At 36.5% G+C, this 23,155-nt stretch carries 17 protein-coding genes; 11 read left to right on the top strand and 6 right to left on the bottom strand.

The window, feature by feature from the left end; all coding sequences use genetic code 11:
* Nucleotides 1–125: 125 nt before the first annotated feature.
* Nucleotides 126–1,034: an acetamidase/formamidase family protein gene (locus tag AB4Y30_RS16485; protein WP_368653271.1), complete on the bottom strand. Its 909-nt coding sequence runs from the start codon at nt 1,032–1,034 to the stop codon at nt 126–128.
* A 196-nt stretch (nt 1,035–1,230) separates the two neighbouring features.
* Between AB4Y30_RS16485 and solA the strand changes: the two genes are divergently transcribed.
* Entirely contained in the window at nt 1,231–2,364 is a 1,134-nt protein-coding gene (gene solA / locus AB4Y30_RS16480) for an N-methyl-L-tryptophan oxidase (protein WP_368653270.1), read from the top strand.
* A 54-nt stretch (nt 2,365–2,418) separates the two neighbouring features.
* On the opposite strand, the gene AB4Y30_RS16475 is transcribed toward solA, so the two are convergent.
* On the bottom strand, nt 2,419–3,849 hold the full coding sequence (locus tag AB4Y30_RS16475) for a sigma-54 interaction domain-containing protein (protein ID WP_368653269.1): 1,431 nt from the start codon (nt 3,847–3,849) through the stop codon (nt 2,419–2,421).
* A gap of 327 nt (nt 3,850–4,176) precedes the next feature.
* Between AB4Y30_RS16475 and hisD the strand changes: the two genes are divergently transcribed.
* From hisD to AB4Y30_RS16440, 7 genes are all read left to right on the top strand, one after another.
* Nucleotides 4,177–5,484 (top strand): histidinol dehydrogenase, encoded by a 1,308-nt coding sequence (gene hisD, locus AB4Y30_RS16470; protein WP_368653268.1) that lies wholly within the window; start codon nt 4,177–4,179, stop codon nt 5,482–5,484.
* Between the two features lie 108 nt (nt 5,485–5,592).
* Nucleotides 5,593–7,188, top strand: a complete 1,596-nt coding sequence (locus tag AB4Y30_RS16465) for an ABC transporter substrate-binding protein (RefSeq protein ID WP_368653267.1) — start codon at nt 5,593–5,595, stop codon at nt 7,186–7,188.
* Nucleotides 7,189–7,240: 52 nt separating this feature from the next.
* Entirely contained in the window at nt 7,241–8,707 is a 1,467-nt protein-coding gene (locus AB4Y30_RS16460) for a M81 family metallopeptidase (protein WP_368653266.1), read from the top strand.
* A 290-nt stretch (nt 8,708–8,997) separates the two neighbouring features.
* Complete coding sequence (locus AB4Y30_RS16455) at nt 8,998–10,575, top strand: amidohydrolase family protein (protein WP_368653265.1); 1,578 nt, start codon at nt 8,998–9,000, stop codon at nt 10,573–10,575.
* A gap of 486 nt (nt 10,576–11,061) precedes the next feature.
* Nucleotides 11,062–12,246 carry a M20 family metallopeptidase gene (locus tag AB4Y30_RS16450; protein ID WP_368653264.1) on the top strand — a complete coding sequence of 395 codons (1,185 nt, stop codon included), beginning with the start codon at nt 11,062–11,064 and terminating at the stop codon, nt 12,244–12,246.
* Nucleotides 12,247–12,357: 111 nt separating this feature from the next.
* Nucleotides 12,358–13,284 (top strand): ornithine cyclodeaminase family protein, encoded by a 927-nt coding sequence (locus AB4Y30_RS16445; protein ID WP_368653263.1) that lies wholly within the window; start codon nt 12,358–12,360, stop codon nt 13,282–13,284.
* Between the two features lie 39 nt (nt 13,285–13,323).
* Nucleotides 13,324–14,490 (top strand): aminotransferase class I/II-fold pyridoxal phosphate-dependent enzyme, encoded by a 1,167-nt coding sequence (locus AB4Y30_RS16440; protein ID WP_368653262.1) that lies wholly within the window; start codon nt 13,324–13,326, stop codon nt 14,488–14,490.
* Nucleotides 14,491–14,907: 417 nt separating this feature from the next.
* On the opposite strand, the gene AB4Y30_RS16435 is transcribed toward AB4Y30_RS16440, so the two are convergent.
* Complete coding sequence (locus AB4Y30_RS16435) at nt 14,908–15,756, bottom strand: VOC family protein (protein WP_368653261.1); 849 nt, start codon at nt 15,754–15,756, stop codon at nt 14,908–14,910.
* A 277-nt stretch (nt 15,757–16,033) separates the two neighbouring features.
* Nucleotides 16,034–17,470 carry an amidohydrolase gene (locus AB4Y30_RS16430; protein WP_368653260.1) on the bottom strand — a complete coding sequence of 479 codons (1,437 nt, stop codon included), beginning with the start codon at nt 17,468–17,470 and terminating at the stop codon, nt 16,034–16,036.
* A gap of 185 nt (nt 17,471–17,655) precedes the next feature.
* On the opposite strand from AB4Y30_RS16430, the gene AB4Y30_RS16425 reads away from it, so the two are divergent.
* The gene (locus AB4Y30_RS16425; RefSeq protein ID WP_368653259.1) at nt 17,656–18,834 is read left to right on the top strand and encodes a M20 family metallopeptidase; all 1,179 of its coding nucleotides are present in this window, start codon (nt 17,656–17,658) and stop codon (nt 18,832–18,834) included.
* A gap of 45 nt (nt 18,835–18,879) precedes the next feature.
* Here AB4Y30_RS16425 and AB4Y30_RS16420 read toward each other — a convergent pair whose 3' ends face one another.
* Together AB4Y30_RS16420 and AB4Y30_RS16415 are read right to left on the bottom strand one after the other, a co-directional pair.
* Nucleotides 18,880–19,758, bottom strand: a complete 879-nt coding sequence (locus AB4Y30_RS16420; RefSeq protein ID WP_368653258.1) for a LysR family transcriptional regulator — start codon at nt 19,756–19,758, stop codon at nt 18,880–18,882.
* A gap of 56 nt (nt 19,759–19,814) precedes the next feature.
* Entirely contained in the window at nt 19,815–19,934 is a 120-nt protein-coding gene (locus tag AB4Y30_RS16415) for a hypothetical protein (RefSeq protein ID WP_368653257.1), read from the bottom strand.
* Between the two features lie 467 nt (nt 19,935–20,401).
* On the opposite strand from AB4Y30_RS16415, the gene AB4Y30_RS16410 reads away from it, so the two are divergent.
* Together AB4Y30_RS16410 and tcuA are read left to right on the top strand one after the other, a co-directional pair.
* Nucleotides 20,402–21,589 carry a M20 family metallopeptidase gene (locus AB4Y30_RS16410; protein ID WP_368653256.1) on the top strand — a complete coding sequence of 396 codons (1,188 nt, stop codon included), beginning with the start codon at nt 20,402–20,404 and terminating at the stop codon, nt 21,587–21,589.
* A 30-nt stretch (nt 21,590–21,619) separates the two neighbouring features.
* Complete coding sequence (gene tcuA / locus AB4Y30_RS16405; protein ID WP_368653255.1) at nt 21,620–23,101, top strand: FAD-dependent tricarballylate dehydrogenase TcuA; 1,482 nt, start codon at nt 21,620–21,622, stop codon at nt 23,099–23,101.
* The last annotated feature ends 54 nt before the right edge of the window (nt 23,102–23,155 follow it).

Raw genomic sequence — 23,155 nt, 5'->3', positions numbered from 1 at the left:
TTATTATAGTACAAACGATAAGTTTAGGATAGGTTCTTTTTAAATATTTGGTTGGAATCATAGGTATATGTACATATAAAAAAGCAAGATATCATAATCACGACATCCTGCTTTTCATTCTTATATCATTCTACTCTAGGTAATAATGGTTTATCTGCTCTTTTTGGAACACCGAAACGAACTATTAAATCGAGTTCACATGGGGTGCATGCTTGACAAATTTCTACATCACCTTGTAATGACATATATAAGCCAGCATCTGTTTTATCCCAGCCATATGCATCAACTAGTAATTGCTGCATATCCTCGGATGCTCTTTTTAAAGCAGTTGGATAGTCTGGTGCAGGAGCTATTGTGTACCAGTAATCATCTGTTTCTAAAATAGGTCGTTCTTTTGGTATTTGTTTAATTAATTGGAAAGTAACTATTACTTCGCCCGCGATTTCTATACCTGTTCCAATGATTTCTCCATCTCCCATGTTTGCATGTAAATCTCCGCATTGGAATAATGCTCCAGGGTGATGAACAGGAAAATATAATCTTGCTCCAGCAGTAATCTTCTTATTATCTAAATTTCCTCCATGATCCCCAGGATGTCCGCTTGGGAACTCACCTTCTTTTGGTGCAACACCAATAACTCCGATCATTGGATCAACAGGGAAAGTAATATCATTAAAGGTTGCGATTCCATCTTTAATTGGAAGGATTCTTGTACGAGTTTCTACTTGGTCATGGAGAGGTCCTACTCCTGGTAAAGAACAAGTAACACCTTGGTCTGCAATTTTAATATCGACAATATCGACAACAAGTAAGTCACCAGGTTCAGCTCCATTAACATAGACAGGCCCAGTTGCAGGATTCACATGATTGAAGTCAATTGTTGTAACAAGTTGTTCCTCACTAGTAATTTGGTTCGTAAAACAATCTTTTGTTTTTAAAATCACTGTATCCCCTAGATTTACCTTTTTCGAGGGTTTGTTTGCAGCCGAATAGTTATAAACATATTCTTCAATAACATGAATTTCCTTTGCCATGACTTCTCAATTCCCTTCTCGTGTATTTTGTACATCATTACTAGTGTAATAGACCCATCTTAGGACTGCAAGTATATTTATGAATTTTCAAAAAATATACATGAATTAGAATAGGGAGATACATTGACGATGAGCAAGAAAAAATTTATACTCATTAATAATTCAAAAAATTCTTATTTCAAAATGGAGGGTAATGATGGATGCAGAAGTTGGGGTAATTGGAGTAGGCTCTATGGGGAGTATGGCAGTTTGGCAGCTAGCAAGAAAAGGTGTTTCTGTAATTGGTTTTGAGCAATTTGGGATTGGTCATGATCGTGGAGCGGCTGGTGGAGACACGAGAATTTTTCGTACTGCCTATAAAGAAGGAGCTGATTATGTTCCAATTTTATTGGAGGCCTATCAGCAATGGAGAGCATTAGAGATAGAAACTGGAAAAACACTACTAACAATTACAAAAGGTCTTATGGGAGAGACAAAAGGTTCAGAAGGTCTGGAAAATGTCTTGCGCAGTGTGAGGGATTATAGTTTAGAACATGAAGTGCTGTCTGAAGAGATGCTACAGGAGAGGTATCCCCAGATACGTGCTGGAGCAGATGAAGTTATTATTGAGGATGGGCAGGCTGGTTTTGTCCGTTCACAATTAGCAATTTTAGCAGCAGTAGATCGTGCCCGTGAATTAGGAGCGTCAGTATTGCCATATACAACCGTTGAAAAGCTAGAGGAACAGCCTGATGGAAAAGGCGTAAAAATCACCGCAAATGGCAAAGAATATACAGTTGGAAAAGTAATTATAACAGCAGGACCATGGATTAATGAAGTCTTTCCATTGTTCAAAGAAAATATTGAAATTCGCCGTTTAGTAGGCACATGGTATCCAGCTAAACAGATGGAGCAATTTAGTCCAGAAAATATGCCTGTTATTTCAAGAATTTCAGAAGGGTATAGTTATTACGGAATCCCATCTATCGATGGAACAATGGTGAAAATGTCTTTCTCAGCAACTCCGGCATATAGAATAGAAAATACTAAGACGTTAGAACGGAATGTTACACTTAAAGATCTTGAGGATGGAAAGTATATTATAGAGAATTTCTTCTCAGGTTTATACAGTGAACCAAATCGCCTTCAAACTTTCATGGAAGGATATACAACAGATGGTCATCCAATCATAGGGAAAGTACCAGATAAAGAAAATATCATTGTAGGCTGTGGTTTCTCAGGACATGGATTCAAAATGGCATCTGCTATTGGGAAAATCCTATCGGACATTGCAACAGATGAGGAAATTAAATTTCCATTAGAAAAATTCAGTCCACAAAGATTCTTATAAAAGACAAAATTTCCGTCTCGGTAAGAGGGCGGAATTTTTGTCTTTAAAAACTGTCTAATAAATATCGTATTTGCTTAGTTTACGACTAATTGTACTTTGGCTTGAATCAAGCTGTTGTGCTATATTTCTAGTTGACTGATATTCATGATGGAAACGTTGAAGGATTTCTTTTTCTACCATATCAAGTCGTTCAGATAGACTATAATTTTCCTGTAAAGAAAGAGCAGTAGATAGGATTTCTTCATCAGAATGCATTAACATATTTGTGCCTTCTTGAGTGCTTTCAACGGTATGATCCTGGAATGAAAAGTTAAGACTTTTATCAATTTGAATGCCTTTCGTGGTAACAAATATGCGTTCCATCGTATTCTTTAGCTCACGAACATTACCTGGCCAATGATAAGTAACCAATTCTTCCATGGTTTGAGCAGACATGATTTTATTCGAATCATATTTTTGATTGTATTGATTTAAGAGAGTATAGATTAATTCGACTAAATCCTCTTTTCTCTCCCTTAACGGTGGAATAGCAACAGGAATTACAGATAATCGATAATACAAATCCTCTCTAAATTTACCCTCCTTCACTAGTTGGTTCAGATTACGATTCGTAGCAGAAATTATTCTGACATCGGAAGTTAATAATTTTTGTCCACCTATTTTTCGAAAGGTCTTATTTTGCATGAATTGAAGAATCTTCGTTTGTAATTCTAAAGGCAATTCACCAATTTCATCTAGAAAAAGGGTGCCTCCATTTGCTGATTCTATAAGTCCTTTATGGCCGGAAGAAGATGCTCCAGAGAAGGATCCAGGTTCATAACCAAATAACTCCGATTCGAATAAGGTTGCGGGAATCGCAGCACAGTTTACTTCTACAAACTCTTTACTAGAACGATGACTTTCCTGGTGTATCCAATGAGCTACTTGTGTTTTCCCAACACCTGACTCTCCTAAAAGCAACACCGTAGAATCTACTCTTGCTACTAATTGTAGTAACTCAAAAATCTTTTTCATGGAAGGACTATTTACTACAATTCCTTCTTTATTATCTGTTGAATTCTTTTTCAGCTTGATAAGCTCCTGATTATAGGTATCAATCAAAGTTTCCATTTCTTTAATTTTTCTTTTTAGGGATAAAATTTCGGTAATATCAATTGTAGTAGAAATGACTCTGATGATTTTTCCATTTTCAAAAACAGGAGTAGAGGAAACATATAGTCGCTTTCCAGTTACCGTTGATTGAATTAATGTTACTGGTTTTTCATCCTTTAAAACTTTTAAAGTAGCAGAAGGGAAAAATGCCCCGCGTTGAACTAATTCATGTACATTCATGCCAATTAAGTCTTTTAAAGGAATACCGAAATTAACCTCGCACGCAGGATTAGCTTGGATACAAACGCCATCTCCATCCGTAACAAATATTTCATTAATGGACTGATTAAAAATTAATTCTAACTCTTTTAATTCTTGCACATTATTTTCCATTTCTATTTCTCCTATTTGTCGATTCGAATATGAATCATTGTATCATTACTGAATCATTTTGGAAAGGTTTTGATTCAATTTTGATTCAAAAATGATGTATTCTAACCTTTTATGGAGTAATAAGGTACAAACTTTCTGCACAGTTTAATTTTTATTTAAGCTAGTGAGATCTAGTACAGAATCCCTTTACAAGTTGCTATTCATGAGAGAAGAGACCTCTCTTTGGCAAGCATACAAAACTTTAATAAATGAACATTTCTTTAGTTTTTCGATATTGGCATGATTCTTGCATTATTAATATAGAAAATATAAAAAGGTGGGATAAATATGGTTGAATATCTAAAACAGGAGAAAGCAACAACAACTCATGAAAGAGATGAACTACAAAATATTGTTTCAAATATAATTGAAACAGTGAAACAAGATGGGGATCAAGCACTGAGAAATTACTCAAAAAAATTTGATCAGGTTGAATTAACAGATCTTAAAGTATCAGCAGAAGAAATTGAGAAAGCCAAGCAAAGTTTGCCATTATCTATTGTAGAGGATATTTCATTTTCTATTGAAAGAATTAAAAGCTTTGCAGAAGCGCAGAGGAGTTCTTTAACAGAATTTGAAAAGGAAATGATACCTGGTTTACATCTAGGACAAAAAGTTATTCCAATTGAATCTGTTGGGGCATATGTACCAGGAGGGAGATACCCTTTATTATCCTCTGCACAAATGGCTATCATCCCAGCTAAAGTTGCAGGAGTATCTAATATTCGAGTTTGTACACCTCCAACAAAGGGTGGGAAAATTCATCCAGCAGTATTGTATGCAGCACATTTATCAGGTGCAGATGAAATTTTTGCAGTAGGTGGTGCTCAAGCAATTGCTGCATTAGCTTATGGAACAGAATCAATTAAAGCTGTACATAAAATTACCGGACCAGGTAATCGATTTGTGACAGAAGCAAAAAGACAAGTGAATGGTGTAGTTGGTATTGATTTACTTGCAGGACCAAGTGAGGTTTTAGTATTAGCGGACGAAACTGCTAATCCATCCTATATTGCAGCAGATTTATTAGCACAATCAGAGCATGATATTCATGCACAGGGGATATTAGTAACTACTAGCTGGGAAACTGCATCAAAGGTTGAAAAGGAAATTGAAAAACAGTTAAAAACATTAGTCACAGCAGAAGTGGCAAGACAATCCTGGGAAAATCGTGGACAAATTATTATCGCTGAAAATATAGAAGAAGCTATTGCAGTAACAAATGATTTAGCATCAGAGCATTTACATGTGCATATGCAGGATGCTCCAAACTATTTAGACCAACTTACTAATTATGGCTCTTTATTTCTAGGAGAAAATTCATCAGTTGTATATGCAGATAAGGTTTGTGGAACGAATCATATTTTACCTACCAATCATGCAGCTAAATATACGGGTGGTGTTTGGGTTGGAACTTTCCTAAAAGTTGTGACATACCAGAGAGTAGAAAGAGCAGGAGTAGAAGCGTTAGCACCGCATTGTGTACGTCAATCCTATCGGGAGGGATTAATGGGACATTTAAGATCTGCAAATATTAGACTAGAGGATCAGCTAGAGCCAAAATTAGATGTATTAAAAAAGATTGAGAAGTTTTAATAAACATGTCATTGATTTTATCCACTAAACATAATTGGAAAATCTGGATTACAATGAGGGTGACCTGTAATTAATGACATAAGAAAAACTAACAGAAGAGGTGCAGAAATGAAATTTATTAAATTTTCATTGTTTGGTTTAATGATTTTAATGTTAATTGGACTTCTTGGATGTTCTGAAGAATCCCAAGATCAGAATGGTGATAACTCTGAAACAGAGGAGAATGAAGGAACTCCTGGAGGAAATCAAGAATTAACTGTTGCTTATGATGCTACTCCACCAACAATGGATCCTCATATGACAACAGCACTTGCTACATTAGAGCTAATCAAGCCAGTGTATGAGGGATTAGTTGCATTAGATACAAAGTATGTCCCTCAACCTATGTTAGCTGAGTCATGGACAGTTAGTGAAGATGGAAAAGAAATTGTTTTTCAATTAAGAGAAGATATAAAATTTCATAATGGTGAAACGCTTGACGCAGAAGATGTTGTTGCTTCATTGGAGCGTTGGATAGAATTATCTGTTTTAGGGAAAGGGAATTTCTCAGATGCAACTATTGAAGCAGTAGATCCGCATACAGTATCTATTACGTTAACAGAGCCAAATGCACTTGCTGTTGTTATTTTGGCTAATCCAACTCAAGGTGCTGTTATTATGCCAAAAGAAACCATTGAAAATGCCGGAGCAGATGGGATTGAAGAATATATTGGTACAGGACCTTATAAATTGGAAGAATATATTGATGGTCAGTCATTAACTTACAAGAAATTTGCTGATTATCAGCCTCTAGAAGAACCAGCAGATGGTCTTAGTGGGAAGAAAGAGGCGCTTGTTGAAACGATTAAGGTAGAAATTGTTACTGATCCTTCGACAAGAGTTGCTGGTATTCAAACAGGTCAATATGATATTGCTGTAAAATTACCGATTGATAATTATGAGACATTACAAAATGTAGACGGAATTGAACATTACGCAAAAGATCCTACATTTGGAACGATGATTTTAAATCAGGCTGATGGTGTGTTTCAAGATCAGGCTGCTCGTCAAGCTGTATTAGCTAGCTTAGATATTGACGATATTTCGAAGGCGACATTTGGTTCAGACGAGTTTTATGAAGTAAACCATAGTCTAGCGGTAGAAAGTCAAGTAGATTGGTATAATGAAGCAGGACAAGAGAAGTATAATGCTCCAGATTTAGAAAAGGCTAAGCAGCTATTAGAGGAGTCTGGGTATAATGGAGAAGAGGTTGTACTGTTAGTTACTCGTCTATATAGTGAACACTACAATGCAGCTATTGCTATTGAACAACAATTAAAAGAAGTTGGCTTTAATGTGAAGCTAGAGGTTTATGATTGGACAACCTTATTAGAAGTTCGAAATGATCCTACGGTATGGGATTTAACCATTACCACATGGCCTGCAGAAGCAATTCCATCTAATTTTGTCTTTTTGTATTCTAAAAATGAATATCCTGGTTGGATTCAAAATGAATTAATGGATTCATTAATTGATGGAATTAAAGAAGCACCATCACAAGAAGAAGCTTTAGAATTATTTAGTGAATTACAGGCAGAATTTTATGATTATGTGCCAACTATAAAATATGCTGAATTCTTACGTTACCATGCTTCGCGAGACAACATAAAAGGCTTTGATGGATTTTATGGTATACACCTTTGGAATGTGACGAAAGAAGAATAATTATATTTTCTGGAAATAAGAAAGTATATAGAAGGAAGGAGTTCTTAATTCTATGACTATTGTAATTGGTTCCATGATGCAAGAAACGAATTCATTTTCTCCTGTGCCAACAACATTAGAAGTATTCTCTAATAATTATCTCTATTATGGAGATGAGGTACTTACAATGTTGACTGGTACACGAACAGAGATTGGTGGATTCTTACATGTATTACAGCAAACAGAAAAGATCGTTCAACCTACGATAGCAACGAAATCAATTGCTGGGGGAAAAGTAACAGAAGATGCATATCAGCATTTTAAAAGTGAGTTTTTAACTAGAATTTCTAAGATGCAAGATATAGAAGGAGTTCTTTTAGCACTTCATGGAGCAATGCTTACTGAGCAATGTGATGATCCAGAAGGTGATCTATTATCAGCTATTCGCAATGTGGTTGGAACAGAAATTCCAATCGCTATTACATTAGATCCTCATGCCCATATGACAGAACAGATGCTGAAGCATGCAGATGTTATTGTTGGATATAAGACATTTCCACATGTTGATCATTTTGAAACAGGAATTAAAGCAGCTGAACTACTGCTACAGACACTTTCAAATCAATTGAATCCTGTGATGGAAATGAAAAAGATATCTATGCTAACTAGCCCGGAAGCTCAAGATGATTCGGAAGGTCCTATTAAAGAGATTATCGATTATTGCCGTGAGTTAGAAGAAACACAGGATGTAGAAGTTGTAAGCTTCTTTCCGGTCCAGCCATGGTTAGATATTCCAAATACTGGTACCGTAGCCTTAGTTGTTGCTAATGCTAATAAAAGTATTGCGAAAAGCACAGCAGATAAGGTATTAGAGAAAGCATGGTCTATCAGAGATACATTTATACCAAAACGTTTAGAACCAAAAGAAGCAATTGAATTTGTGAAAAATAATCCAAGCTTAAATAAACCGGTAGTTATCTCAGAATCCTCTGATTCTACCCTAGCCGGAGCCCCAGGAGATTGTGCATTTTTACTTAAAGCACTACTTGAAAATCAATTTCAAGATACTGCATATGTTACGATTGTAGATCCTGAAGCAGTAGAAGAGGTCTATGATTATAGTGAAGGCACAGAAGTCAAATTGTCTGTTGGGCATAAACTAGATAAAAGGTGGGGAAACCCAGTAGAGATTACGGGTTTATTGCATCATAAAAGTGAAGGGAAGTTCTTATTACAACAAACCAATGTGATGGAAAACATGGGAAGAACTGCGGTGATAAAAGTTGGTAATATTTATGTCGTTATTTGCGAAATATCCTTTTCACATTTAGACCCAAATAGCTATTCAGCTCTTGGACTAGAACCACAAAAGGCAAAAATTATTGGGGTTAAATCCACACTTCATTTCCGTGCTTTTTATCGTGATATAGCTTCAAAGATTATCTTATTAAACACTCTTGGAGTGAGTAATGGTGACTTCGGTAATTTTACTTGGGAACAATTAACTCGACCTTGTTGGCCATTAGATAGTCTAGAATAATTCAACACACTAGCTGGTATTAAAATCGGCTAGTGTGTTTTTCAATGGATAAAATTATGCAAATTAATGCTTATTCAGAGCTAGCTCTATCTAGCTTACTCGCACACGGAGCTAACAATAAGATAAATATAAATGAGATACTTACTTTTCCCTGCTTCAATCGCTTTGCCCTCCTTATAAAAGTATATTCCTTATATTATAATGGTAAATTGAAAAAGCGCCTGTTAATACTGAATTATCAGAACTATGTTATAATCAACAAGAGAAAGTTGGAAAAAGGAGATAGAGAAATGTATGATATTTTAATAAAAAATGGCCATGTCATTGATGGCATGAATAATCCTTGGACAAAGTTAGATGTAGCAATTAAAGATGGAAAAATTGCCAAAATGGAAAGAAATATGCAGGCAGAGGCGAAAAAGGTTATAGATGCGACTGGCCGTGTTGTGACACCTGGATTTATCGATCCACATGTACATTCTGATTTATTATGTATGAAATCAGAAGTGCATCAAATAAAATTAAAACAAGGAGTAACCACAGAATTATTAGGACAAGATGGCATATCTGTTGCTCCTGTGAGTGATGAAACAAAACCTTTATGGCAATCACAGTTAAAAGGGTTAAATGGAGATATAGGTGATTGGAACTGGTCAAGCATCGAGGAATATTTACAAGTACTCCGTAAAGCAAATTTATTAGGAAATGTTACATATATGGTGCCTCATGGAAATGTGCGTACATTAGTGATGGGCTGGGAAAAACGTGAAGCAACGGCAGAGGAAATTGCTAAAATGTGTGAGCTTGTTGAAATTGGTATGGAGCAGGGAGCGATTGGATTTTCTTCTGGTTTAGTATATCCACCGAATTTATTTTCGGCTACAGAAGAGCTAACAGAAATGTGTAAGGTTGTTGCAAAATATGATGGGTGTTTTGTTGTTCATATGCGTAATGAAAGCTTTTCTATTTTAGAGGCAATTGATGAGATGCTACATGTAGCACGTGAGTCAGGAGTTCGTTTGCATATTTCACATTTTAAAGTAATGGGCGTACGTAATCGAGAATACTATCCAGAAGCACTTAAGAAGATGGAAGATGCTCGTGCAGAAGGCATAGAAGTTACCTTTGATCAATATCCATATACAGCGGGATCTACTGTGTTAGCTGCGATGTTACCACCTTGGATGCATGAAGGCGGAACGGTTCAGATGTTGGAGCGTCTTAAGGATCCAGTATCTCGTCAAAAAGCAAAGCAAGATATTGCAGAAAGTACAGAATACGAGAATTTTGTATATAACAGTGGTTGGGATAATGTCATTGTTGCGTCAGTAGGAAGTGAAAAGAATAAACAAATTGAAGGGAAAAGCGTTGCAGAAATTGCATCATTACGTGGTGTAGATCCAGCAGATGCAGGCTTTGACATTCTAATTGAAGAAGAAGGAAATGTAACGATGGTTGCTCATTGGGGAAATGAGGAAGATATGATACTTGCAATGAAGAGTCCATATTTTACAGTAGGCTCTGACAGCGTTTTTGGTGGAAAACCACATCCACGTTTATCTGGAACTCAGCCAAGAGTTTTAGGGCGTTATGTAAGGGAGCAAAAGGTATTGCGTTTAGAAGAGGCAGTCCATAGCATGTCAGGTGCTGTTGCACAAATGATGCGTCTTGAAAAACGCGGGGTGCTACAGCCAGACTACTGGGCAGATATTGTTATTTTTGATCCAGCGGCAGTAGCGGATACAGCAACATATGAAGAACCTCTGAACGAACCAGAAGGTATTGATTATGTAATTGTAAATGGGAAAATTTGTGTAGCTTCTGGCGAATGTGATTTAGATGGAAATGGTCAAGTGATTGTAAGATAGTGAAGTAATTTATTAGAGAATATTTAAAAATCTAGTGAAAGTATTCTTGCTTATTTTTCTTTGAACACGCACTACTAGCTGTAATTTCTCAGCTTATTTCAAGCTGAGAGACTTTAGCTAATTCCATTATGCAAAATTAGCTGGAAACGCTTACGAGAATTCGATAGAATGATAGTAAATAGAAAGGAGATTGGAATAAAAAGAATTTAAGTTTAAAAGAACCAAGCAAAGTACAAAAAAGCGTAGGAAATATACGTAGACTCCTATGGGAGCAAGGCCTAGGTGAGACCCCACAGTGCGTAAGCACGAGGCAGACGAGTACGCCACATCCTGTGGCAACGTCTGCATTAGGACGTCCTGTCCGTCGAGGCTCTCCAGCCGCCCATGGAAAGCGAAGTATATTTCCGAAGCGGCTATTTTTAGTAATTATGCTTGAAAACATCTAATCTAAAATTCTTTTGTTTCATCCCTAGATGAGGTGAAAAAATGGGAGATTTATTAAAAGATTTATATGTAGAAGTAGATGGTTTAGACAATGAATTAGTCGAGCTACGTCGTGATTTTCATATGCATCCAGAGCTTTCCTTCCATGAAGAGAGAACTCCAGAGAAAGTTGCAGCATTTTTAGAAGAATTAGGAATAGAAGTGCGCCGTAATGTTGGAGGACGAGGTGTTGTAGGTACATTAGTTGGAGGTAAGCCAGGTAAGACAATCGCTTTACGTGCCGATTTTGATGCGTTACCAATCGATGATAAAAAAGATGTTCCTTATAAGTCAACCGTACCAGGAGTAATGCATGCTTGTGGACATGATGGACACACTACTGCATTATTAGGAACTGCAAAAGTACTAGCAAAGCATAGAGATCGTATCCCAGGAAAAGTTGTATTTATTCACCAATTTGCAGAGGAAGTTGCGCCAGGTGGGGCAAAACCAATGATTGAAGATGGATGCTTAGACGGAGTAGATGAGATTTATGGATGCCACTTACAAAGCACTTTACCACTTGGTAATTTTTATTATCGTGATGGATATATTCAAGCGGCAGCGGATAAATTTATCATTACAATAAAAGGAAAAGGTGGACATGGTGCAGTTCCACAAGAAACAGTAGATCCAATTATTATCGGTTCTCATGTTGCTATTAACTTACAATCTATTGCAAGTCGTCAAGTAGATCCATTGAAGCAAATTGTTCTTTCTATTGGTTCTTTTAAATCAGGAGATGCCTTTAATGTTATTCCGGAAACAGCTACATTAATCGGTACAGTGCGTACTTATGATCCAGAGATTCGTGATTTAGCAGAAGAAAGCATGAAACGTATTGCAACATCTGTGGCAGAAGCACATGGTGCAGAAGCCGATGTTAATTATGAAAGAGGCTATGACGCATTATTTAACCATACAAGAGAAACAGAAATTGTACGTGATACCTTAGTAAATGTTGAAGGTGTAAACGAAGTAATTGAGACACCACCAGTAATGCCTGGGGAAGACTTCTCTTATTATACACAGAAAGTACCAGGTTCCTTCTTCTTTGCAGGAGCAAAAATGCCAAATGAAGCGGATGTATATCCACATCACCATGAACGCTTTGATTTTGATGAGCGCATTATGCCGGTAGTAGCAAAAGGTTTTTGTGCTATTATTTTAAGAGCACAACAGGACTAGCTGATAATTGCTAAAGTAAATGAGGCAGTTAACGCCCGTTTTCTCCTGTCTACATTAAACTGACAGGAGTTTCACGGACGCTTTTCTGTGAAGGAAATGGGAGGTAACAAGATGCGAATTTACAATGCGGAAGATATAGAGAAAATCATTTCAATGGAAGACGTCATTCGTATCATAGAGAATTTTTATTTGCAGGATTCAGAAGTAGATATCGTTATACCAGAACGAATGATTATTGGCGATGGGGATAATACATCGCTGCTAATGCCAGCTTATTACGATAATTATTACGGTGTGAAATTAGTTGGTGTTGCTCCAGGTAATGCTGCAATAGGAGAAGCAACCTTGCATGGTACCTATGTGCTGAGTGATAGGAAGACACTAAAACCATTAGCGGTAATGGATGCACGTACAATTACAGCATTGCGTACCGGAGCAATAGGCGGCCTAGGTATGAAATATATGGCGAAAGATGATGCCAAAATAGTTGGTGTTATTGGAACAGGTGATCAGGGCTGGAGTCATTTACAGGCTGCTTGTGCAGTAAGACCAATAGAAACAGCATTGATTTATAACCGGAGTGAGGATAGACTTCAGCAATATATAGAAAAAGCTAAAGTACATTTCCCTCAGATCGAATTTAAAAAGGCAGATCCTAAAGAGATTCTAGAACAAGCGGATATTGTGATTACAACAACAACTTCACATGAGCCTGTTATTCCAGAAATAACACAGATAGATTTATCCGGGAAACATTTTGCTGCTTCAGGAGCGTTTAAGCCGTTTATGCAGGAAATTCCAAATTATATCCTTGGACAAGCCGACCATCTATATGTTGATACACATATGGCATTTGAGGAAAGTGGCGAGCTAATCCAAGCAAAAGAATTAGGTTTTACAGAAGACCGAGTCTTAGATATGGAACAGATGATTAAAAATGGGGAACAAGATAAAATTAAAGAAGGAAAGACTGTTTTTAAATCTGTAGGAATGGGAATTTTTGATGTTATTGCTGCAAAGCTAATCTATGAAATTTAAAGAAATAGATAGAGATATATTATTAAAGGGGGATTCATTTTGGAGATCATACCTTCTAAAAAGATGTCGATATTTTCACCAGCCATCTTTGGTAAATTAAAGGAAGCTGCAAAAAAGAAAGAAGCAAATGGTGGAAATATAATTGACCTAAGCTTAGGAAGTCCAGATCTACCACCAGCAGAAATTATTCGTAAAAAATTAGCGGAACAAAGCTTTTTATCAACAAATTATGGCTATACGCTTGGTGGCACAGCAGCTTTTAATGAAGCTGTAGCTCGCTATTATGAACGCCGTTCTAATGTGAAACTAGATTCGAAAACAGAAGTTTTGCAGACTATGGGTTCACAGGAAGGCCTTGTTCATCTACCAATGGCATTTTGTAATGAGGGAGATGTTGTTTTAACAACAAATCCAGCTTATATTGCTTATGATACAGGGATTAAATTAGCGGGTGCAGTGCCGTTTGGAATGCCATTGTTGGAAGAAAATAATTTTCTGCCAGATTTAGATATGATACCTGAAGAAATTGCTGAAGCTGCAAAATTAATGATTTTAAACTTACCTGGAAATCCAGTGCCAGCAATGCCAAATAGAGAGTTTTTCGAGAAGGTTATTGCCTTTGCAAAACAGTATAATATTATGGTATTACATGATGCCGCTTATTCTGAATATTATTTTGAAGGAGATGCACCACATAGCTTTTTAGAAACACCAGGAGCAAAAGAAGTAGGGATGGAAATTAATTCTTTATCAAAAAGCTTTAGCTTAGCAGGTGCGAGAATTGCCTATATTGTTGGAAATGCTAAAGCAATTGATATTTTACGAGAATTAAAGACGAACTTAGATTATGGTACTTTTGCGCCGATTCAAGAAGCCGCAATAGTGGCTCTAGACCATGCAGAAGAAATAACGGAAAAGCTTCGAGCAGAGTTTTCAGAGCGCCATCGTATCTTGATGGAAGGGCTTGGGGAACTAGGTTGGAGTGCTACACCGTCCAAGGGCGGAATGTTTATTTGGGCAAAATATCCATATGCTATGGATGCTGATGCCTTCGCATATAAAGCTATTGAACAAGTTGGCGTTGTGATGGTGCCAGGGAGTGAGTTTGGCTCTCAAGGTGCAGGTTATGTGCGAATAGCTTTAGTGCAGGACCAAGCAACATTAAAACAAGCTATAGAGCAACTGAAGGAATTGAAGCTTTCATAATTAATAAGTGCTTCGTGTTTTTTCAGGAGATAAGAAAGCATAAAAATTTTGCACCAAATTTATTCTTATTCAGAGATAGCCATGTCCAGCTCCGAGCGCCAAAAACTAAGAGATTTCGCGTCACGCCCTACAATAAGTCAACATCGGTTTTGTTTTATAAGGAAGCCCAACTAAAACCAGGCTAAAGCCTAACGTCGGATACCCCTAAAGGGGCATGTTTCCTTTATCTCGGTTGTGCCACTCCAATCTCTACGTTTTTCGACGCACAGGACGTGCTAGTGCAGGACGTTGTGCTCGTGACGTCACGTTTTTAGCCTGTAAGGGCGCTCTGCGCTTTTCGTTCTTAATTGAATTCATACAAAAACCGAACTTACATTCAGAAATCTCCTGAATAAGTTCGGTTTATTTTTGCTTGTCTTACTTAACAACTAAATGAATATGATTTCCTGCCGGGTCTTTGGTAATAAATAATCCATCTTCTTCAGAAACGGCAGCGCCTATTTTCTGTAATCGTTCCATTGTTTGTTCTCTTATATTCTCGTCAGGAAATACAATCGTATACCAGTTAAGACCAACCATGTTTTGTGGGGCTTTTGGTGCACCTACCCCTTGCCAAGTATTTAATGCAATATGGTGATGATAATGACCAGTAGAAATAAAGATAGCCTGCGGGTAATGACTAACAATGGAGAAACCTAATCCATTCACATAAAATTCTTCTGCTTTCTTTAAGTCAGACACATGTAAATGTATATGCCCTATAATAGTTTTAGCTGGCAATCCTGCCCATTCTGCATTACTTTCTGCTAAAAGTCCATCTCCATCAAGTGGGTCTGTAACCATGTGTACCTTATTATCAATCCATTTCCATTCTATTGCTGGTCGATCAATATAAACTTCAATTCCATTTCCATCCGGATCAGTTAAGTATAATGCTTCACTCACATGATGATCTGCAGCTCCTAATGGATAACCAGTTTTAATAATATGATGTAAAAAGACGGACAAATCAGCTCGTGTTGGTAATAATATCGCAAAATGATATAAACCAGATGTTCTTCCTGCTTTAGATATCACATCTTTAGGCTGCTTTAACGCCAATAATGTAGTTTCCCCATCTGTTGTTAAATTTGCCTTTTGATCTGTTTGCTCCAGTACTTTAAAACCGATAATCTCTGTATAAAATTGAATGGCTTTTTCTAGATTAAAGACATTTAAACTCACTTGATCTGTATATAAATTCGGTTTTTGGTGAAATTTTTCCATTTGAATTTCCCTCTCTATTTCGAAAATTACTATCTACTATAATACCCATTAAATACTTACTAAATCTCTTATAACATATAATACTGTATCTAGGCTCAGAAATGTAATTACTTGATCTTCGCGACCTGATTAAGGCTCTTTTATGAGGTGTCGCGAGTATTAAAAGAAGAGCAATCAAAGTATGTCATGAAGAAACAGTTATGGAAAGGGAAAAGGCCTGATCTCGATGTAATAACGAGTTCAGACCTTTCTTACTGCTTAATCTAAAATGAGATTATCAAGCTCTTTCATGAATCATCAATGGTTTTGCATCTTTTGGAATTGGGCAGATATAAGGATTTTTCGCTTTAAATTCCTCGAATTCACGTTTCACTGCTTCTAAGTCATCTTCATGATGAAGTAAATGGATAGCAGTTTTCGCCATGGCTTCAGCGGCACGTAGCATTCCCTTATGCGCAAAGCTACTGATCCCTTGTGAAGTCATCTGCCAAGAATGACCAGGAGTACCTAGTGCAGAAGTGGCAGCGCGTAATTGTGCGGTAGGAACCACCCAGCTTACATCAGATACATCTGTAGATCCAGGCATAACATCATCTTTAGGATGATAAGGAGAAACAAAATCAGCTAAGTACTTTCCTTCATAATCACTAGCATTTTCAGCAGATTTCGCTTTTTCTAGATAACTGTTTTGTTCTACTTCAGATAAGGATTCCCAAATTTGTTTTGCAAACTGATTTTCTTCCTCTGTCGGCTCTTCAACGCTAGAGTCTAGCAAACTATTGTATAAAATTTTCTCAAGGGCACGGTTTGGAATATAGTTAGAACATCCCTCATCAAAAATCATTTCCATTTTTGTTTCTGTCATTAATGCAGCACCTTCAGCAATTTTCACTACTCGTTTGAAAATATCATCTGCTTGTTTGATGATTGGCGCACGAATTAAGTGAACTACTTCTGCAACAGGCTGCACGACATTTGGAGAAATCCCTCCAGCATTTAAAATTGCGTAATGCATTCTTGCTTCTGGAATCACATGCTCACGAAGATAGTTTACACCTGAGCTCATTAGCTCTACTGCATCTAATGCGCTTCTCCCTAAATGCGGAGACGCTGCTGCGTGAGATGAAATGCCTTCAAATCTAAAGATAGCCTGAAGACAAGCGAGAGAAGAAGTGTCCATAATAGAGTTTGTAGAACCGGGATGCCAAGTTAAAGCAACATCTACATCATCAAAGATACCATCTCTTACCATAAAAGTTTTACCAGATCCGCCTTCTTCAGCAGGACAACCAAAGAATTTTACTGTTCCAGGAAGACTGTTTTCTTCTAAATATTGCTTCATCGCACATGCTGCTGCAAATGCGCCAGTTCCAAGTAAATTATGTCCACAGCCATGGCCTGAATCATTTCCATCTGGCTGTATAGTAGTTTGATGTGGCACTTGCCCTAATCCAGAAAGTGCATCATATTCTCCTAGAAAGCCAATAACAGGTGATCCACTTCCAGCAGTAGCTACAAATGCTGTGTCAACTCCTGCAACTGCTCGTTCTACAGAAAAACCTTCCTTCTCACACGCCTGAGCTAGATGCTCTGCAGAAGCGTTTTCCGTAAAACGAATTTCTGGATGATTAAAAATATAAGTACTTACTTGTGCAAATTTATCAAAATTCTCTTTTAAATAATCCCTTACTAAGTCAGCTGTGTTCGTCGTCATTATGTTCCTCCTTTTGGTATTACATCATTATTATCACCTTAAGTTATTATGTTTTAATTGTCAATTTTCTAAATATAAATTTATGTCTAGCTAGCAATTTATTCATTTCCTTTCTTATTTACTTTATAATATTGAGTAGATCTTAATTAGTTTGGATATTTAGCAGAAAGGATGAGAAATTAAAAATGGCTGTAACAGTAGAAAAAGAGAAAATTATTCAAGCAGTAGATAGCAGAGATAAAGAATTGAGAGAATTGGCTTTGAAAATCCATGCAAATCCGGAGTTAGCTTTTAAAGAGTTTAAGGCAGCAGAGTGGTTGACAGCGTATTTGGAGAAGGAAGGATTTGAAATTGAACGTGGTGTTGCTGATTTAGAAACAGCTTTTATTGCGACTTGGGAAGGGGAGCCAGGAGGGCCAACAATCGGGATTTTAGCAGAATATGATGCATTACCAGGCTTAGGACATGCTTGTGGACATAATATTATTGGAACATCAGCTGTTGGTGCAGCTATTGCTTTAAAAGATGCCTTTCCAAACTTAAAAGGGAAGATTAAAGTAATTGGTACACCAGCAGAAGAAGATGGTGGCGGGAAAATTTTAATGTGTGATAAAGGTATATTTGATGACCTTGATGCAGCAATGATGACACATCCTAAAGAGAAAACAATTGTATTGCGTGGTGGTCTTGCCTGCATTGGCGCGACATTTAAATTTCATGGAAAAGCTGCACATGCAGCATCAGCTCCAGAAAATGGGATTAGTGCATTAGATGCAATGCTTAATAGTTTTGCGGCAATTAATAGTTTAAGAGAATATTTTACAGATGATGTAAGAGTTCATGGGATTATTACAAATGGTGGAGATGCGCCAAATGTTGTGCCTGCCTATTGTGAAGCAGAATTTATTATACGTGCAAAAACAAGTAAGACATTAGTTGCAGTGAAGGAAAAGGTATATAACGCAGTCAAAGGATCAAGCATGGCTGTTGGAGCTACCTGTGAAATCGAAGAAGGTTTATTGTATGCAGAACGTAATAATAACTTAGCTCTTGCAGCAATTCATACAGAGAATTTAGAGGCAATGGGTGTAGAAGTATTTGAAGCACAGAAACAAGGTGGAGTAGGTTCATCAGACTTTGGAAATGTAGGACAAATTGTGCCAGCAATCCACCCATATATTCATGTTGGTGATGCTAGAACACATACTCCAGAATTTACAGAAGCAACGAAATCTGAAGCAGGTATGATTGGATTAAATAATGCGGCTAAGTCCATGGCAATGACTACATATGACTTATGTACAGACGAATCCGCATTAAAACGTGTGAAAAACGAATTTGTGGAGTGGAAGAAAAGTCAGTAATTAAATAAAAGGGACTATTAGAAAAACGTGCTTTCTAATAGCCCTTTATTTATGATCCTCCAAATCGCTATGATAATAATCTTTAACAAACTGGATGAAGGCTTCTACTATTTTTAAATTTTCCAGTTCACTTCGATATAATAGATGCGTTTCTCTAATCAGTTTTTGGTTATTGATTTCCAAATCCATTTGTCGTAGCTCTTCGTTGTTTGTTAAACAAATACTTGGCAGGATAGAAAATCCTAATTCCATTTTAATTAATTTGATACATGTTTCAATTCCATCTACATTCATTGTAATTTTAGGTGGTGTGGCAAAGGTTTGCTTCCACCAATCCCTATAAGTACTTTGAAGATAAGGGTCTGTGTCGTAGTGAATAAAATTCATATATGGTAATTCTTCAAGGTTAATCGGTGTTTTTGATGCAATTGATAACGCCTCCGTATCTAATAATACAGAGTGATCGTGCCAGCCATGCTTACCTCTAATAATAGCAACATGAATATCTTCACTTTGTAGGGATTTTAAAATTCCAGTGCTCCATCCTGTTATTAATTTAATTTCAGCATTTGGGTACTTTGTGATAAACCCTTTTAATAAAGTAGGAAATTTGTGTAAGGCAAATGTGCTGGAAACTCCTATTTTTAGTACGCCTTCTACAGTGCTTTTCATGTTATTTATATGATTTTTAGCTAATTCCAATTCTTTTAATGTTTTCTTTGCATGTTGAACTAAATATTCACCTTGTGAAGTAAAGATTACTCCTTTACTACCTCTATGAATAATTTGAGTATTAAATTTTTGTTCTATTTGTTTCATTCTATATGTTAATGCAGGCTGTGAAATATACATTTTCTCTGCCGCTTTTGTTATCGTTTTTTCTTCAAAAAGCGCAATTAGCAATTCCCAATCTTTTTCTGTCATTAGCATTCTCCTTATGTTTGCAGAAACATTCATAGCGAAAAGGCAGTTTTAACTGCTTAAATATTTAATTTTTCACCGTAATTTTGCTCCATAGCTGTTTTATATACATAAATGGCTACTGCCAAATCTTCGATAGCAATCCCATTAGACTTAAATAATGTAATTTCTTTATTCAAATAAAACATTCTTTATTTCTTTTATAGCTCACTTTGGTGATAGTATTGAAGCTATTTCCTTTTCTGATAAGTATAAAACCATTTTAACATTACTTTTCATAAAAAGTCTGTTAAATCCTTGATCATATACAATTAAACATTGTTCCGTTAGTAAGAAAATTTTTTTGCACATTTAAATTTTTTATACAAGTTTATAAAAAAATGTTATTTCAATTAAGTAAAAGGATTATCTATAATTTATTATAAATTAAAATTTATAAGAATTACCGATGATTAGAGTTGGAGATTTTAATAATGTTGTAGCCTATAGCGATAAAGTTCAAAATTTAAACTATTATGGTCAACCTTATTTTTGGAATGTAGGAATAGAGGAATAAATAGTTTTCAAGCTTTCTAGGATAAATATGAAGCGGTGGAAACTTAACTAATAGATTGCAGATATAAATAAATGGGAGATGGAAAATAGAATGGACAATGAAGTGAAAATAAATGAAAAGCGAAAAATAGAAGAAGCAGTTGATCTTATAGAAAAAGATTTACGAGATATAGCTATGAAAATCCACGCAAATCCAGAGTTGGGATTTGAAGAATATAAGGCGGTTGAATGGCTAACAGGTTACTTGAAGGAACAGGGATTTACTATTGAAAAGAATGTAGCAAATCTAGAGACGGCATTTATTGGCACTTGGGAAGGGGAGCCTGGTGGTCCAACAATTGGAATCCTTGCAGAATATGATGCATTACCAGGAATTGGTCATGCATGTGGCCATAACATTATTGGTACATCTGCTGTTGGAGCAGCTGTGGCTTTAAAAAACGCTTACCCTTATTTGAAAGGTAAGATAAAAGTAATTGGTACTCCTGCTGAGGAAGGGGGAGGTGGAAAGATATATATGTGTGATGATGGCGTATTTAATGATTTAGATGCAGCGATGATGACACATCCAAAAGATAGAACAATGGTTTTAAGGGGTGGGCTTGCATGTATTCGTGCTGTATTTAAATTTTATGGTAAAGAATCACATGCAGCATCAGCACCAGAAAATGGTATTAGTGCATTAGATGCAATGATAAATAGTTTTGTTGCAATTAATGGCTTAAGGGAATATTTTACCGATGATGTTAGGGTTCATGGGATTATTACAAATGGAGGAGAGGCACCGAATGTAGTGCCGGGTTATAGTGAAGCTAGCTTTATTATTAGAGCCAGTACTAGGAAGAATTTAATTGGGGTAAAAGAAAAAGTATACAATGCAGTGAAAGGATCGAGCTTAGCTGTAGGGGCAACCTGTGAAATAGAAGAAGGCTTATTGTATGCAGAAAGAAATAATAATGTTACTTTAGCACATCTATATCAGAGAAACTTGGAATTACAAGGAATCACCGTTTATGACCCACCAAAGCAAGGAGGAGTTGGTTCGTCAGATATTGGAAATGTAGGACAAATCGTACCAACAATACATCCTTATATTAGAATTGGTGATGCAGGTACACATACATTGGAATTTACGGAAGCAACTAAATCAGAAGGTGGAATGCAAGGATTGACACAAGCGGCAAAAGCTATGGCAATGACCACCTATGACTTATGTACAGATACAGAAGCTTTAGAACAGATGAAAGAGGAATTTTCTCTTTGGAAAACCAATAATTAGATAGAAATATTCAGAAACGAGGGAAATAAGATGTCACAATTTTATGATGTAATAGTCGTTGGAGCAGGGAATGCAGCATTATGTGCAGCAATATCAGCAAGAGAAAAAAATGAAAATGTATTAGTGTTAGAAAAAGGACCTTCGAATAAGCGGGGTGGAAACTCTTATTTTACAGATGGAGCTATTCGCTTTGCGTATAAAGGTTTAGATGCAATTAGAAGAATAATACCTTCTATTTCGGATGATGAAGCGAGTAAAATTGTCATGCCGGAATATGATGCAGAAGATTATTATCAAGATTTAATGAGGGTTACAAATAATAAGAGTGAACCAAGCCTAGCTCGCCAATTAGTGTACAAATCTTATGAAACAATCGAATGGATGAGCAATAATGGCATTAAATTTGATTTAATATATGATAATCAGTCATTTGAAAAAGAAGGTAAATTTCACTTTTGGGGAGGGCTGCCAGTAAAAATAGCAAATCGAGGTATAGGGTTAATTGATATGCTAAATAAAAGAGTTGAGGAACAAGGGATTACAGTCTGGTATGAGTCTCCTGCAAAGAAATTATTAACTGAAAAAGGAAAGGTTACTGGAGTAGTTGTGGAAAAAGATGGAGAAACCGTCTCAATTGGCGCAAAAAGTGTTATTTTGGCATGCGGAAGCTTCGAGGCTAATACAGAACTCCGAATGAAACATATGGGAGAAGAGTGGGGAAATGCCATTCTTAGAGGAACTGAATACAATACTGGTGATGGATTGCAGATGGCAATTGATATTGGAGCAAATATATATGGACAATGGTCAGGCTGTCATTCCATAGGAACCGATTTTAATACACCTAAAGTCGGGGACTTTACAAAACCGGGAGATATTTTCAAGAAAAGTTCTTATCCACTAGGATTAATCTTAAATAAAGATGGTAAGCGATTCGTGGATGAAGGGGAAGATTTAAGAAACTATACTTATGCTAAATATGGAAGAGAGATATTAAAACAACCAGATTATATGGCTTATCAAGTGTTTGATTCTCAAGTGTATCCTTATTTGAGAAGTGAATATAAAATAGAAGAGACAACAGTATTTAGTGCGCCTACATTAGAAGAACTTGCAGAGAAGATAGATATTAATAAAAGCCAGTTCCTAGAAACAATCATGAATTATAATGATGCCGTGCAAGAAGGAGAGTTCCATCCTAGTGAAAAGGATGGAAAATGCACGAAAGGAATAGAGCCGCCTAAATCAAATTGGGCATTAAAGCTAGACCAAGGCCCATTCTATGCATTTCCAGTAATTTGTGGAATAACATTTGCCTTTGGTGGCTTACATGTAAATGAAAAGGCGCAAGTGTTAAATGTTTCTGGTGAGCCAATTGAAGGTTTATTTGCTGCTGGCGAGATGGTAGGAGGCATATTTTATGATAATTACCCAGGAGGTTCTGGGTTAATGTCAGGAGCAGTATTTGGAAAAATTGCAGGTAATTCGGCTGCAGAGTACACTTTGGCATAATATCCAATGCTCTAAAATAAGTAAGACTAAGGTTCAGATGGAATTTTATACTTC

The sequence above is a fragment of the Ornithinibacillus sp. 4-3 genome, assembly GCF_040958695.1.
Taxonomy (GTDB): Bacteria; Bacillota; Bacilli; order Bacillales; family Amphibacillaceae; genus CALAMD01.
This window is presented reverse-complemented; position numbering and strand designations above follow the sequence as displayed.

What these genes read in the sequence shown, in the direction of transcription:
- AB4Y30_RS16485 (WP_368653271.1), bottom strand. Translation starts at nt 1,034, where the DNA reads ATGGCAAAGGAAATTCATGTTATTGAAGAATATGTTTATAACTATTCG.
- solA (WP_368653270.1), top strand. Translation starts at nt 1,231, where the DNA reads ATGGATGCAGAAGTTGGGGTAATTGGAGTAGGCTCTATGGGGAGTATG.
- AB4Y30_RS16475 (WP_368653269.1), bottom strand. Translation starts at nt 3,849, where the DNA reads ATGGAAAATAATGTGCAAGAATTAAAAGAGTTAGAATTAATTTTTAAT.
- hisD (WP_368653268.1), top strand. Translation starts at nt 4,177, where the DNA reads ATGGTTGAATATCTAAAACAGGAGAAAGCAACAACAACTCATGAAAGA.
- AB4Y30_RS16465 (WP_368653267.1), top strand. Translation starts at nt 5,593, where the DNA reads ATGAAATTTATTAAATTTTCATTGTTTGGTTTAATGATTTTAATGTTA.
- AB4Y30_RS16460 (WP_368653266.1), top strand. Translation starts at nt 7,241, where the DNA reads ATGACTATTGTAATTGGTTCCATGATGCAAGAAACGAATTCATTTTCT.
- AB4Y30_RS16455 (WP_368653265.1), top strand. Translation starts at nt 8,998, where the DNA reads ATGTATGATATTTTAATAAAAAATGGCCATGTCATTGATGGCATGAAT.
- AB4Y30_RS16450 (WP_368653264.1), top strand. Translation starts at nt 11,062, where the DNA reads ATGGGAGATTTATTAAAAGATTTATATGTAGAAGTAGATGGTTTAGAC.
- AB4Y30_RS16445 (WP_368653263.1), top strand. Translation starts at nt 12,358, where the DNA reads ATGCGAATTTACAATGCGGAAGATATAGAGAAAATCATTTCAATGGAA.
- AB4Y30_RS16435 (WP_368653261.1), bottom strand. Translation starts at nt 15,756, where the DNA reads ATGGAAAAATTTCACCAAAAACCGAATTTATATACAGATCAAGTGAGT.
- AB4Y30_RS16430 (WP_368653260.1), bottom strand. Translation starts at nt 17,470, where the DNA reads ATGACGACGAACACAGCTGACTTAGTAAGGGATTATTTAAAAGAGAAT.
- AB4Y30_RS16425 (WP_368653259.1), top strand. Translation starts at nt 17,656, where the DNA reads ATGGCTGTAACAGTAGAAAAAGAGAAAATTATTCAAGCAGTAGATAGC.
- AB4Y30_RS16420 (WP_368653258.1), bottom strand. Translation starts at nt 19,758, where the DNA reads ATGACAGAAAAAGATTGGGAATTGCTAATTGCGCTTTTTGAAGAAAAA.
- AB4Y30_RS16410 (WP_368653256.1), top strand. Translation starts at nt 20,402, where the DNA reads ATGGACAATGAAGTGAAAATAAATGAAAAGCGAAAAATAGAAGAAGCA.
- tcuA (WP_368653255.1), top strand. Translation starts at nt 21,620, where the DNA reads ATGTCACAATTTTATGATGTAATAGTCGTTGGAGCAGGGAATGCAGCA.